The sequence below is a fragment of the Pseudomonas sp. ACN5 genome (assembly GCF_002303975.1).
Taxonomy (GTDB): domain Bacteria; phylum Pseudomonadota; class Gammaproteobacteria; order Pseudomonadales; family Pseudomonadaceae; genus Aquipseudomonas; species Aquipseudomonas laurylsulfatiphila.
Genome location: NZ_MRCP01000006.1, coordinates 57,568 through 71,335, shown reverse-complemented (window position 1 = coordinate 71,335; position 13,768 = coordinate 57,568). Strand labels below are relative to the sequence as shown.

The window sequence follows — 13,768 nt, the reverse complement described above, 5'->3', positions numbered from 1 at the left end:
GCGTACACAGACCCACTGTGGGAGCGGGCTTGCCCGCGAAGAGGCCAGTTCAGACGCTACAGGAACATCTCTCTGCTCAACCCATGCCGCTGCATCTTTTCATTGAAGGTTCGCCGGGGTAGTTGCAGCTCTTCAAGCACCGCCTTGACATCACCCTTGTGCCGGGTCAACGCCGCGCGCAGGCACTGTGCTTCAAAGGCCTCCTGCTGCGCCGCCAGTGACTGACCGGGCTCGATCCCTGCCGGTACGGGCTCACCAAGCCCCAACACCTGACGCTCGGCGACATTCGCCAGTTCGCGCACATTGCCTGGCCAGTCGTGGCTCAGCAGGTGACTCAACTGCGCACCGCTCAACGGTGGAAATTTACGTCCCAGCCGTTCGGCGGCGTTTTGGGCGAAGGATTCGAACAGCAGCGGGATGTCTTCACGGCGTTCGCGCAAGGGCGGCAGTCGTAGTTCTGCGACGTTCAAGCGATAGGCCAGGTCTTCGCGAAAACGTCCGGCCCGGGCTTCGTCGAGCAGGTCCGGTTTGGTCGCGGCAATGATGCGCAAATCCACGCGAATGCTCTGGTTCGAACCCAGTCGCTCAAGCTTCTGCTCTTGCAACACCCGCAGCAATTTCACCTGCTGGGCCAGCGGCATGCTTTCGATTTCATCGAGAAACAGCGTGCCACCGTCGGCGTATTCGAGTTTGCCGATGCGCTTGCCGGACGCCCCGGTGAACGCACCGCTCTCGTGACCGAACAGTTCGGCCTCGAACAGTTGCTCGGGGATGGCCGCGCAATTGAGTGCGACAAAGGGCTTGTCGGCTCGCGACCCGAAGTCATGCAGGCAGCGTGCGACCAGCTCCTTGCCGCTACCGGTTTCCCCGCGAATCAGCACGTTCACCGGCAGGGCTGCCAGGTCCAGCACCTGCCGGCGCAGGGTTTGCAGACCACGGGACACGCCGAGCAGCGTGGCATCGAGTTTGGCGCGGTTGTCCGCCTGCTCGTGCAGTGCGCGGTTTTCCAGCACCAGCCGGCGCTTGTCGAGGGCGCGGCGCAGGCTGCCGAGCAGGGTTTCCGGGCTGAAGGGCTTTTCGAGGAAATCGTAGGCGCCGTCGCGCATGGCCTCGACGGCCATCGGTACGTCGCCATGGCCGGTCAACAGGATCACCGGCAAGTCGGCATCCCGGCGTTGCACCTCGGCCAGCAGTTCCAGGCCGGTCATGCCGGGCATGCGCACATCGCTGAGAATCACCCCGGCAAAGTGCTTCGGTAGCTGCGCCAGACACTCGTCGGCGCGGCTGAACAACTGCACCTCGAAACCCGACAGGCTCAACCATTGCTCGACGGCACTGCGGATGCTGCTTTCGTCGTCCACCACCATCACTGAGTTCAGCATGGTTCATGCACCTCCTGGTCGATGGGCAAGGTCAGGGTAAACACGGCACCTTTGTCATGATTGTCGGCAGTCAGGCGCCCGCCGGATTCGTGAACGATGGCAAACGATACGGCCAAACCGATGCCCAGGCCATCGCCCACCGGTTTGGTGGTGAAGAACGGATCGAACACCTTGGACAGGTTCTCTTCGGCGATACCGCCACCGTTGTCGATCACGCTCAGGCGCCACAATTGTTCGTCGGCTTCGAGGCGGATTTCCAGGCGTTTGCAGGGTTTGTCCTGCATCGCATCGAGGGCGTTGCGCAGCAGGTTGATCAGCACCTGTTCCAGGCGAATCGCATCGCCGCGCACCCAGGCCGGGCGGGTCAGGTGCAACACAGTGCTGACCTGTTCGTCGCGCAGCCGGGTGTCGAGCAGTTGCAGCGACTGGTCCACCACCGTCGCCAGGTCCAGGCGTTCGCGCAAACCGCTGGGGCTTTTGCGGGCGAAGGTTTTCAGGTGGCCGGTGAGGGCGGCCATGCGCGTGAGCATTTCATCCACCGGTTTGAGCGCTTTGTAGGCGTCGTCGACCCGGCCGTGGTCGAGCAGCAGGCGCAAGGTCGCCAACTGCATGCGCTGGGCGGTGAGCGGCTGGTTGATCTCATGGGCCAGGGCAGCGGACATCTGCCCCAGCGCCGCGAGTTTGGCCGACTGCACCAGGCCCTCCTGGGCGGTGCGCAGGTCGCGGGTGCGTTCTTCTACCAGTCGTTCGAGTTCTTCGCGACTGCGCTGACGCAGTCTGGCCAGACGCCAGCGCTGATTGAGAAACAGCAGCAGGAACACCAGGGTCAGCCACAAGCCGGCAGCAGCGAGGGCGGCATTGCGGCTGTCTTCGAAGGCGACTTGCGGGCGCCGCAGCAGATGCAGGGTCCAGCCCTCGGCTGTCAGCGGCAGGGACTCCCACAGGTAGTCCGCCTTGCCGTCCGGGCCATCGACCCGGACCAGGTCACTGTTGTCGTCGAAACGCCGCAACGATTGAAACTCCAGCGGTGTCAGGGGCTGCTTGTCGTATTGGCGGGTGGCCTTGAGTTCGGCGTGATCGCTGTCGCCGAGCGGCTTGAGCAGGCGATAGCGCCAGCCCGGCTGGTTGGCGATGAAGATGATCCCGCGCGCGTCGCTGACCAACAGCGTGTCGCTGCCCTGGCGCCACTCGCGTTCCAGTTCGGGAAATTCCAGTTTCACCACCATGGCGCCGAGGAACTGCCCGTCGTCATCGCTGACCGCGCTGGAGAGGAAGTAGCCGGGAATCCCGCTGGTCACGCCTACCGCGTAAAAACGCCCGGTGCCCTGAGTGCGGGTCTGGTTGAAATAGGGACGGAAACCGTAGTTGTGGCCGACATAACTGCTAGGCAAACGCCAATTGCTCGCCGCTACGGCGAGGCCGGTGCGATCGAGCAATTCCAGGGTCGAGGATTCGGCGGCGCCGTTGATCTTTTCCAGTTTGCGGTTCAACGCATCCTGCTGCCCGGGGCTCACCGTCCCCTTGAGTGCCGAGCGCAACTCCGGATCCAGCGCCAGCACGGCGGGCAGGGCGCGGTAACGTTCGATCAGGGTATGCAGCGACGTGGCATAGAGCGCCAGTTGCTGATTGGCTCGGGCGGCGTCTTCGACCATTGACTGGCGCGCGGCGTGGCGCATGGCCAGGGTCGCGGCGATGGCGGCGCCGGCGATGATGAGCAGGGTGTAGAGCGCCAGGCGCAGGGTTCGGGAGGTCGGCAACATGCAGTGAGCAACAGGCCAAAATAGGGGAAGGCACCATAGCATGCGAAGGGCGCTCTGCTCTCGCCGGAGTATCGAGATCCAGCCGAAAAAAAACCGGCCTGTCGTCGCCGACAAACCGGTTTTTTCAGCAGACATCAGTGCCGTTTATTGCACTTCCACCGCCAGGCTTTCACTGATCTTTTTCTGCCAGATGGCAGGACCGGTGATGTGTACGGACTCGCCCTTGCTGTCGACTGCAACGGTCACCGGCATGTCCTTGACCTCGAACTCGTAGATCGCTTCCATGCCCAGTTCGGCAAACGCCAGCACCTTGGACTTCTTGATCGCCTGGGCGACCAGGTAAGCGGCGCCGCCGACGGCCATCAGGTACACGGCCTTGCTGTCCTTGATCGCGTCGATCGCGGTCGGGCCACGCTCGGACTTGCCGATCATGCCCAGCAGGCCAGTCTGCTCGAGGATTTGACGGGTGAACTTGTCCATCCGCGTCGCGGTGGTAGGGCCTGCCGGGCCAACCACTTCGTCACCGACCGGATCGACCGGGCCGACGTAGTAGATGAAGCGACCCTTGAGGTCCACCGGCAGGGTTTCACCCTTGTTCAGCATCTCGACCATGCGCTTGTGCGCAGCGTCGCGACCGGTGAGCATCTTGCCGTTGAGCAGGACGGTTTCGCCCGGCTTCCAGCTCTGCACGTCTTCCGGGGTCAGGGTGTCGAGGTTGACGCGACGGGCCGACGGGCCGGCTTCCCAGACGATTTCCGGGTAGGCGTCCAGCGGTGGCGCTTCCAGCGAGGCCGGGCCGGAACCGTCAAGCACGAAGTGTGCGTGACGGGTGGCGGCGCAGTTCGGGATCATGCACACCGGCAGCGAAGCGGCGTGGGTCGGGTAGTCCATGATCTTCACGTCGAGCACGGTGGTCAGGCCACCGAGGCCCTGGGCGCCGATGCCCAGCTGGTTGACCTTCTCGAACAGCTCCAGGCGCATTTCTTCGATGCGGTTCTGTGGGCCACGGGCTTTGAGCTCGTGAATGTCGATGGATTCCATCAACACTTCCTTGGCCATGACGGCGGCTTTCTCGGCGGTACCGCCGATGCCGATGCCGAGCATGCCCGGTGGGCACCAGCCGGCACCCATTTCCGGGACGGTCTTCAGCACCCAGTCGACGATCGAGTCGGACGGGTTGAGCATGGCCATTTTCGACTTGTTCTCGGAACCGCCGCCCTTGGCCGCCACGTCCACTTCCACGGTGTTACCCGGAACGATGGAGTAGTGGATGACTGCCGGGGTGTTGTCCTTGGTGTTCTTGCGAGCGCCCGCCGGGTCGGCGAGGATCGAAGCGCGCAGGACGTTTTCCGGCAGGTTGTAGGCACGACGCACGCCTTCGTTGATCATGTCGTCCAGGCCCATGGTGGCGCCATCCCAGCGCACGTCCATGCCGACACGGACAAACACGGTGACGATGCCGGTGTCCTGGCAGATCGGGCGGTGGCCGGTGGCGCACATGCGCGAGTTGATCAGGATCTGCGCCATGGAGTCACGGGCCGCTGGCGATTCTTCGCGCAGGTAGGCTTCGTGCATCGCCTGGATGAAATCCACGGGGTGGTAGTAGGAAATGAACTGCAGGGCGTCGGCAACGCTCTGAATCAGGTCGTCTTGCTTGATCACGGTCATGAGTCGCGCTCCTCTAAAAGACGGGAACATTCAATGGGGCAGCTTCAAGCCATAAGCTTCAAGCGGCAAGCTGAAGCAGTACGCGTTCCGCTCTGAACTTGCCGCTTGAAGCTTGAGGCTTGAGGCTGACCCTCAGGGTCACAAGGCACGCCGGGCATGCTGGCGCGACGCTAAAAAGGCGCGGCAGTATACCGCGCCTCGTTGAGCGGCACACGCGCCAGTGGTCAAACCTTGGTCTCATTGTCGTACCTGGCCCCTGTAGGAGCTGCCGAAGGCTGCGATCTTTTAAGGGGCAAGATCAAAAGATCGCAGCCTGCGGCAGCTCCTGCAGGGGAATCGGGTCATCCCGAAAATTGAATGGTCATTTATCGGCCACGCCACTAAAGTGACATTCGGTCTGTAGAGTAGGACGCTCTGTCAGTCTCCTTTCAATTGGTGAGTCAACGATTGACCCATAACGCCATCCAGCGCCTGTTGCTCAAACGTTTCGCCCTCGCGGCCGGCACCTATGCCCTGGCATTGCTATTGCTGTGGCTGGCGTTTTTCACCGGTCACTACGACGCGCCGCTGGCCAGTGTCGCCATCGGCAGCGCACTGGTCGTGACCAGCCAGGCCATCCTGTTCGCGGTGTTCTACAGCGGCTGCAACCTGCGTTTCGCCGACCCCAGCCTGACCGAGGCGCAAGTGTTATTGGGGCTTGGCTGGCAAACCTGGCTGATCGCCCATCTGGACGAAGCCCGGGGGGCGTTCCTGGTGTTTTACGTTCTTATCCTGCTGTTCGGCCTGTTCCATCTGTCACGTCGATCCTTTGTGCGATGCGCATTGCTGGTGTTCTTCAGCTTTAGCGCGATCACTCTGTGGGAGGGCTACCACTTCCAGTTGCCCGACCCGGCCATGGCGGTGTTGCAGGTGTGCGTGCTGTTCATCGTGCTGGTGTGGCTGGTGTTGTATGCCCGCTACGTCCAGGCTTCACGACAACGCATGCGTCAGCGGCGTTTTGCCTTGCAGGCGCACCAGGACACCTTGCGCGGGATGATGCGCCAGCTCGAAGACCTGGTGGCCACCGACGAACTCACAGGCCTGTTCAATCGCCGGCATTTCCTGCGCCTGGCTTCCCGCGAGTTGAACGCCATGGAAGCCGGTGTCGTACATGGCCTGGCGCTGATCGACCTCGACCATTTCAAACGCATCAACGATCTGCACGGGCATGCCGCCGGCGATCAGGTGCTGCAAGCCTTTGCCGGCGTTGCCACCGCGTGCCTGCGTGACAGCGATGTTCTGGCTCGCTACGGCGGCGAAGAATTCGTGGTGCTGCTGCCCGATTGCGATGCCGACAGTCTGACTTCGTGCTGCGAACGGCTGCGCATCGCCTTCACCGATGTCGAGTTGATCGGTCTGAATGTGCGCAATCTCAGCCTGTCCGCCGGCATGACCCTGCTGGAGTTGGGCGACGACCTCGATGACGCGCTGCAACGGGCCGATCAGGCGCTCTATCGGGCCAAGCGTGACGGTCGTAACCGATGCGCGGCGGCGTGGGAGAACGTCGATGCCTGAGTTGCGGGTTGGCGAGCGCCACTGGTCGGTAGCGGCGGGCAGCAATCTGCTCGACGCGCTGAATCAGAACGGCGTGCCGGTGCCCTACAGTTGCCGCGCCGGCAGTTGCCATGCGTGCCTGGTGCAATGTGTGCGGGGACTGCCGAGCGACAGCCGGCCGGATGCCCTGAGTGCGCAGCAGCGAGAACAGGGTTGGCGCCTGGCGTGCCAGTGCCAGGTGGTCGAGGACTTGCAGGTGCATGCTTTCGACCCGCAGGTCGATGGTCAACCGGCCGAGGTCGCCGCCGTCGATTGGCTGAGCACCACGGTGCTGCGCTTGCGGGTGATCGCGCAGCGACCGTTGCGCTACAGCGCCGGCCAGCACCTGGTGTTGTGGGCGGGCAACGTGGCGCGGCCGTATTCCCTTGCCAGCCTGCCGCAGGAAGACCGTTTTCTCGAGTTTCATCTCGATTGCCGCAAGCCCGGGGAATTCAGCGATGCCGCCCGACAATTGCGCATCGGCGATCCGATCCGTCTCGGTGAATTGCGCGGCGGTGCCTTGCATTACGATCCGGACTGGCATACCCGGCCATTGTGGTTGCTGGCAGCCGGCACCGGGTTGGGTCCGTTGTTTGGTGTGTTGCGCGAAGCGCTGCGTCAGGATCACCAGGGTGCCATCCGTGTCATTCACCTGGCCCATGATGCCGATGAGCACTACCTGGCCAAGCCTCTGCAGGCCATGGTCGCCAGCCGTCCGAACTTGAGTGTCGAACTCTGGACCCCGGCCGAGTTGCCAGCGGCTTTGGCGCAACTGCGGCTTGTGTCCCGGCAAACCCTGGCCTTACTCTGCGGAGCCCCCGACAGTGTCGATGCCTTTGCCCGGCGCCTGTACCTGGCGGGCTTGCCGCGCAATCAACTGCTGGCCGATGTGTTCCTGCCCCGTGGTTGAGCGCTGAATCCGCTGTTGTGGCGAGCGGGCTTGCTCGCGCTTGAGTGCGCAGCGCTCACGGGTTTTTGGGGCTGCTGCGCAGCCCGGCGCGAGCAAGCTCGCTCGCCACAATGAAATCTTCTGACTTCGCACCGCTGAGTCCTGCCATGACCGATGCCATCCAAGTTGAACGCGAACGCGGCCTGTTGACCCTGCGCCTGAATCGCCCGGACAAGAAAAACGCCCTGACCCGCGCCATGTACAGCCAACTGGCCGAGGCGCTGAAACAGGCCGACAACGACCCGGGGATCAATGCCGTACTGATCAGCGGCTCTGCCGAATGCTTCACCGCCGGCAACGACATCGCCGATTTCATCCAGCAACCGCCGACCAGCCTCGACAGCCCGGTGTTCCAGTTCATGCTCAATCTGCTCGAATGCCGCAAGCCAGTGATCGCCGCCGTGGCCGGGGCGGCGGTGGGCATTGGCACGACGATGTTGCTGCATTGCGATCTGGTCTACGTCAGCCGCGATGCGCGCCTGCGCATGCCGTTCGTCAATCTCGGGTTATGCCCTGAGTTCGGTTCCAGCCTGATCCTGCCGCGCTTGCTCGGGCAGGCCAAAGCGGCGGAGTTGTTGCTGCTGGGTGAAGGTTTCAGCGGTGAACAGGCGGCTGCCTGGGGCATTGCCAATGAGGCCTTGGGCAGTGGCGAAGAGGCCTTGGCCAAGGGACGGGAGATGGCCTTGCGCTTTGAGTCGCTGCCGCCGGAAGCGGTGCGGATCAGCAAGCAACTGATGAAAGCGCCGGATCGGGAGCTGTTGCGCAAGGTGATTGAAGAGGAGGGGGCGTTGTTCACCCAGCGGTTGCGTTCGCCGGAAGCGTTGGCGGCGTTGACCGGGTTTATCAAGCGGCATTGAACTTGCGGTGTCAGGGCCGGCCCCTTCGCGGGCAAGCCCGCTCCCACAGTAGCCGGTGTTGTTCACAAAACCTGTGTCCAACGGAAACCCCTGTGGGAGCGGGCTTGCCCGCGAAGGGGGCGGATCAGGCAAAACAAAAAATGGATAAGAAAACAAAAAGCCCCGCCATTCACATGGCGGGGCTTTTGATTTTCAGCAACCGGTCACTCAGACCATCGGATCGCCAACGTGCAGGATCTTCATGCCGTTGGTGCCGCCGGTGGTGTGGTAGCTGTCACCCTTGGTCAGGATGACCCAGTCGCCTTTCTGTACTACGCCGCGCTTGACCAGCTCGTCGATCGCCTTCTGGCTGACTTCGTTCGGTGCCAGCGAAGCCGGGTCGAACGGGATGGTGTACACGCCACGGAACATTGCCGCGCGAGCCTGGGCTTCGCGGTGCGGGGTGAACGCGTAGATCGGCACCGAGGAACGGATACGCGACATGATCAGCGGGGTGTAGCCACTTTCGGTCAGGGCGATAATCGCCTTCACGCCCGGGAAGTGGTTGGCGGTGTACATGGTCGCCAGCGCAATGCTCTCGTCGCAGCGCTGGAACTCCTTGCCGATGCGGTGGCTGGAGGTCTTGCTGGTCGGGTGCTTTTCGGCACCGACACAGATACGCGCCATGGCCTGAACGGCTTCCAGCGGGTACAGGCCAGCGGCACTTTCGGCCGAGAGCATCACGGCGTCGGTGTAGTCGAGCACGGCGTTGGCCACGTCGGACACTTCGGCGCGGGTCGGCATCGGGTTCTGGATCATCGACTCCATCATCTGGGTCGCGACGATCACCGCCTTGTTGTGACGACGTGCGTGCAGAATGATCTTCTTCTGGATGCCCACCAGTTCGGCGTCGCCGATTTCCACACCCAGGTCACCACGGGCAACCATCACCGCGTCGGACGCCTTGATCAGGCCGTCGAGGGTTTCGTCGTCGGCCACGGCTTCGGCGCGTTCGATCTTCGCCACCAGCCAGGCAGTGCCGCCGGCTTCGTCGCGCAGTTGACGGGCGTATTCCATGTCGGCGGCGTCACGCGGGAAGGACACCGCGAGGTAGTCGACTTCCATTTCCGCAGCGAGCTTGATGTCAGCCTTGTCTTTTTCAGTCAGGGCCGGAGCGGTCAGGCCGCCACCGCGACGGTTGATGCCTTTGTGGTCGGACAGCGGGCCGCCGATGGTCACGGTGCAGTTCAGTTCGGTGGCCGTGGCGGTATCGACGCGCATCACCACGCGACCGTCGTCGAGCAGCAGCTCGTCGCCCACGCCGCAGTCCTTGACCAGGTCCGGGTAGTCGATGCCGACCACTTGCTGGTTGCCTTCGGTCAGAGGATGGCTGGTGGAGAAGGTGAATTGATCACCGATCTTCAGCTCGATCTTCTTGTTGGCGAATTTGGCGATACGGATTTTCGGGCCTTGCAGGTCACCCAGCAGGGCGACAAAGCGGCCGTGCTTGGCAGCGAGGTCACGCACCAGCTTTGCGCGAGCCTTGTGCTCGTCGGGGGTGCCGTGGGAGAAGTTCAGGCGGGCGACGTCCAGGCCAGCCAGAATCAGCTGTTCGAGAACTTCCGGCGAGTTACTGGCCGGGCCAAGGGTGGCGACGATTTTGGTACGACGGACGGACATGCAAAGACTCCTGAGTTCAAGCGCTGAGTGAGGCTACTATGCTCCGAAGGTGTAGTCATTGTTCGTATGCACTACTTTTTTCTTTCTTTATTGAACCTGACAACTTTGCGCCAGGCAGCCTGAAGATTTTCGCCCACGGGTCGATACAACGTTCAAGACAGGAGATCCCCATGCGATTCGTACTCATTGCTGCCCTTGCCGTCGGCGCCCTCAGTGCCACGGGCTGCACCCGTTGGGCAATGAACCATCACTTGAACAATGCCTACAGCGCCTATGACCGGGGCAATTGCGAGCAGGTGATGCTCGAACTGTCCAAGGTCGAACGCGACAGCCGCGCGCGGCCTTACGTATGGCCGGAAGTGTCGATGATGCGCGGCCAGTGCCTGGAGCGGCAGAAGATGTTTATCGACGCGGCCCAGACCTACCAGTTCATTATTGCCGCCTATCCGCAAAGCGAATACGCCTACCGCGCCCGCGCCCGCCTGGAAACCTTGCAGAGCCTGGGCCACTACCCGCTGCGCAGTGCCGCGGCGGTAAAACCGACGCAGTTCTGATGGCAGGCGAGCATTCCATCGCTGGCTCCCCGGCGGCGGTGAGCTATAGTCCAGGGAACCGGTTTTAGAGCCTTGCCTCTGAATCGGGGCAACACCTGTGACCGGCAAAAGCAGGACTCAGCGCCGTAAGGACTGGCGCACCGGGAGCGGGGAGAGCGGGCCAAGACTCAATGAGTACCCGTTCCGAAGCAGTAGTGCGGCTCTGCTTAAGAGCCTTGCATAGCGAAAACGCACATGTTCACCGACCGCCGAATCGAGCGGCATCAACTGCCGTATTTCCTGAAAGTATTCAACGGTATCACCGGCAAACCCATCGGCTACCTGGGCAATGTCTCCGAAGACGGGCTGATGCTGATCAGCCAGCTGCCAATGATGATCGGCGCGGACTTCAACCTGCGCCTGAAAATCCCGGCGACCGAAGGCGGCCAGCGGATCATCGACCTGCAGGCCTGTTGCCTGTGGTGCCACGAAGACGCGACCCCCCAACATTACGACGCCGGTTTCAGCCTGCAACGGGCACCGCCGGAGTATGGGCAATTGGTGAGGGCGTTGAAGCAGTACTTCAGTTTTCAGTCGTTGCCGGCCTCGGCTTGAGATCACTCAGGCTCAAGCTCTTTTCCAGCCCAGATACCGCGTCACCAACGCCGCCCCCAACTCGCCGGGTAGCGCATCCATCACCAACACGCCATGAGCGTTCAATCGCTCATGGAGTTCGGCGCGTGCATTGAGATAGTCCACGGTCCCGCAATAGGCCAGCGCCTCGGGCAAGGTCTGTACCGGTGACTGGCGCAAGGTGTCGAGCACGTTCTCGCGCAGGCTCGCGACCAGCACCTGGTGCTGCTGGCTCAGGCGCTTGACCGCCGGGAGCAACTCATCGTCGTCCTCTTCGCGCAGGTTGGTCACCAGTACCACCAGTGCCCGGCGTTTTTGCCGTGCCAGCAGTTGCGTAGCGGCGGCTTGGTAGTCGGCGCTACGTTGGCTGCTGTGCAAGTCATAGACGCGATTGAGCAGTGTGTTGAGATGGCTGGTGCCTTTTACCGGCGCAAGGTAGCGCGGCTGCTCGCTGGCAAAGGTACTCAGGCCCACCGCGTCGCCCTGGCGTAGCGCGACGTAGCTGAGCAGCAAACACGCATTAAGCGCATGGTCGAAGTGCGACAGCTCGCCGTCCTGGCTGCGCATGTGCCGGCCGCAGTCGAGCATGAAGATGATCTGCTGGTCGCGTTCGTCCTGATACTCCCGGGCAATGGGCGAGCGCTGGCGAGCGGTGGCTTTCCAGTCGATCTGGCGCAGGCTGTCGCCTTCGCGAAATTCTCGTAGCTGATGAAACTCCAGACCCAGGCCGCGACGCTGGCGTTGACGTACGCCGAGCTGGCTGAGCCAGTTATCCACAGCCAGTAACTGGCCGCCATAGAGGCGGGCGAAGTCGGGATAGACGCGGGTGTTGTCCGCGGCATCGAGAATGCGTTTGTCGGACCACAAACCCAAGGGGCTCGGCAGGTTGATTTCGCAGTGCTCAAAGCTGAAGTGCCCGCGTTTGAGCGGACGTAGCCGATAGTCGATTCGGCTGTGCTGGCCCGGTTGCAACTCGACAGTCAGCGGCAGGAGTTCGAAGTCCAGGCCCGAGGGTACATGGTCGAAGATCTGTACGCTCAGCGGTTGTGAAAAGTCGTGTTCAAGGATCAGTTGCACATCGCTCCAGCGACCGAGGGCCAGACTGCCGGGTATCTCACGGCTCAGCCGGGGCGAGGGTAGTCGCTTCAGCCCAAAGGCATCGAGCAGGGCCAGGACCAGCAATGCCAGGAGCAGTCCCCAATTGATCTGCGTGATGCTCGCCGGTACCGCCAGCTCCAACGCCCGCAGACTGCCGAGCACGATGCCGATGGCCAGTAGCGACGTTAACCAGATCAATAGCAGGCGCGAGGGTTTCACTGCCGCGGTGCCGGTACTTGGTCGAGCATCTGCCGGAGCACCTGATCGACATCCAGCCCTTCGATGTCCAGTTCCGGCGCGATGCGCACACGATGACGCAACACAGCCAGGGCGCAACCCTTGATGTCGTCCGGAATCACGAACTCCCCGCCGCGCAGCAGCGCACGGGCACGGGCACACCGCACCAGCGCGATGGACGCGCGCGGGCCGGCGCCGAGGATCAGTCCGGGCCAACTGCGGGTGGAGCGGGCCAGGCGCACGGCGTAATCGAGCACCTGATCGTCCAGCGCCAGGTCGCTGGCGATGCGTTGCAGGGCCAGCACATCCCTGGCCTGCAACAAGGTGCGCATCGGCTGGACATCGAGCATGTCGGCCCGGGTCGAGCGGCTGACCTGACGCACCATGTCCAGCTCTTGCTCGGCGTCCGGGTAATCCATGCGCACCTTGAGCATGAAGCGATCCAGTTCGGCTTCCGGCAGCGGGTAAGTGCCTTCCTGTTCGATCGGGTTTTGCGTGGCGAGCACCATGAAGGGTTGAGCGATCGGCAATGGCTGGCCTTCGAGGGTGACTTGCCGTTCCTGCATGGCTTCGAGCAGCGCCGCCTGGGTTTTCGCCGGGGCGCGGTTGATCTCGTCGGCCAGTAGCAGGTTGGTGAATAACGGCCCTTTGCGCAGCTTGAATTGCTCGGTCTGCATGTCATACACGGCGTGCCCGGTGACGTCGCTGGGCATCAGGTCCGGGGTGAACTGGATGCGTGCGAACTCACCGCCGAAGCAACGGGCGAGGGCGCGTACCAACAGGGTCTTGCCCAGCCCCGGCACGCCTTCGAGCAATACGTGGCCGCCAGCGATCAGCGCGGTCAGCACGTCGTCGATCACGCTGTCCTGGCCAATCACGGCTTTTTGCAATTCTTTGCGTACGGCCTGGGCCAGATGGCCGGCACGCTGGCGCTGTTGAGCGGCATGGCTCGTTGCGTCGGACTCGATCGGCTCATTCATTGGTTCCGGAGCCTTGCTAACTGCTACATTGGTTTTATCTTCCATAAATCAGTCACTTACCTAATCTAACTTTTTTCACGTGTTTTTTTACGCGTGGAAGGAGTGAGTGACTGCCAATCTGCTTCATTGCAATCCCATGGCAACCCCACATTTGAGCATTCGTCAGAGGTGGAGGTTAGTCTATCTCAGCCGTCACTCGCCCACCCTGAAGTGCAACTGCCGACATTGCCTGCCTCGATCGAAGGTCAGCTTCTGGCGCAAAGCTGCCGACCATCAAGGGCTACTACCGACCTGGAGCAGTCGGCGAACAGAATAATGGCAGATTAGTAGCTAAGCTTGGTCTGCACGCTCGCCATAGGTGCAGAACGAGGCTGAGGACATTGAAAGGTACAGAACATCTGGCAAAAGTGATTGCCGACGTTCAGTTCTACAATGGAGAG

General features: G+C 62.3%; 11 protein-coding genes. 5 read left to right on the top strand and 6 right to left on the bottom strand.

From position 1 onward, the window contains the following. Nucleotides 1–56 precede the first annotated feature (56 nt). The 3 genes from BSF40_RS12985 to BSF40_RS12975 all read right to left on the bottom strand — a co-directional run bounded on the left by BSF40_RS12985 (nucleotide 57) and on the right by BSF40_RS12975 (nucleotide 4,810). Nucleotides 57–1,382 (bottom strand): sigma-54 dependent transcriptional regulator, encoded by a 1,326-nt coding sequence (locus tag BSF40_RS12985; protein WP_095965422.1) that lies wholly within the window; start codon nucleotides 1,380–1,382, stop codon nucleotides 57–59. Next, entirely contained in the window at nucleotides 1,376–3,142 is a 1,767-nt protein-coding gene (locus BSF40_RS12980) for an ATP-binding protein (RefSeq protein ID WP_095965421.1), read from the bottom strand. Before BSF40_RS12980 ends, BSF40_RS12985 begins: the two co-directional genes overlap by 7 nt. A 144-nt stretch (nucleotides 3,143–3,286) precedes the next feature. Beyond that, entirely contained in the window at nucleotides 3,287–4,810 is a 1,524-nt protein-coding gene (locus BSF40_RS12975) for a fumarate hydratase (protein WP_015096634.1), read from the bottom strand. Nucleotides 4,811–5,257: 447 nt separating this feature from the next. Between BSF40_RS12975 and BSF40_RS12965 the strand changes: the two genes are divergently transcribed. From BSF40_RS12965 to BSF40_RS12955, 3 genes are all read left to right on the top strand, one after another. Further along, on the top strand, nucleotides 5,258–6,364 hold the full coding sequence (locus BSF40_RS12965; protein WP_095965419.1) for a GGDEF domain-containing protein: 1,107 nt from the start codon (nucleotides 5,258–5,260) through the stop codon (nucleotides 6,362–6,364). Next, nucleotides 6,357–7,292, top strand: coding sequence for an iron-sulfur-binding ferredoxin reductase (locus tag BSF40_RS12960; RefSeq protein ID WP_095965418.1), 936 nt, complete (start codon nucleotides 6,357–6,359; stop codon nucleotides 7,290–7,292). Before BSF40_RS12965 ends, BSF40_RS12960 begins: the two co-directional genes overlap by 8 nt. 146 nt (nucleotides 7,293–7,438) lie before the next feature. Continuing rightward, on the top strand, nucleotides 7,439–8,188 hold the full coding sequence (locus tag BSF40_RS12955) for an enoyl-CoA hydratase-related protein (RefSeq protein WP_095965417.1): 750 nt from the start codon (nucleotides 7,439–7,441) through the stop codon (nucleotides 8,186–8,188). 207 nt (nucleotides 8,189–8,395) lie between these two features. Here the strand turns inward: BSF40_RS12955 and pyk are convergent, their stop codons facing one another. Further along, a complete protein-coding gene (pyk, locus tag BSF40_RS12950; protein ID WP_007978464.1) occupies nucleotides 8,396–9,847 on the bottom strand; it encodes a pyruvate kinase in 1,452 nt (483 codons plus the stop codon). Between the two features lie 170 nt (nucleotides 9,848–10,017). On the opposite strand from pyk, the gene BSF40_RS12945 reads away from it, so the two are divergent. Both BSF40_RS12945 and BSF40_RS12940 read left to right on the top strand, forming a co-directional pair. Further along, the gene (locus BSF40_RS12945; RefSeq protein ID WP_015096630.1) at nucleotides 10,018–10,401 is read left to right on the top strand and encodes a tol-pal system YbgF family protein; all 384 of its coding nucleotides are present in this window, start codon (nucleotides 10,018–10,020) and stop codon (nucleotides 10,399–10,401) included. 234 nt (nucleotides 10,402–10,635) lie between these two features. Further along, nucleotides 10,636–10,995, top strand: coding sequence for a PilZ domain-containing protein (locus BSF40_RS12940; protein WP_095965416.1), 360 nt, complete (start codon nucleotides 10,636–10,638; stop codon nucleotides 10,993–10,995). Between the two features lie 12 nt (nucleotides 10,996–11,007). On the opposite strand, the gene BSF40_RS12935 is transcribed toward BSF40_RS12940, so the two are convergent. Beyond that, nucleotides 11,008–12,330, bottom strand: coding sequence for a DUF58 domain-containing protein (locus tag BSF40_RS12935; protein ID WP_095965415.1), 1,323 nt, complete (start codon nucleotides 12,328–12,330; stop codon nucleotides 11,008–11,010). Then, on the bottom strand, nucleotides 12,327–13,328 hold the full coding sequence (locus tag BSF40_RS12930; protein ID WP_095965414.1) for a MoxR family ATPase: 1,002 nt from the start codon (nucleotides 13,326–13,328) through the stop codon (nucleotides 12,327–12,329). The genes BSF40_RS12935 and BSF40_RS12930 overlap by 4 nt, the downstream gene beginning before the upstream one ends. Between the last annotated feature and the right edge of the window lie 440 nt (nucleotides 13,329–13,768).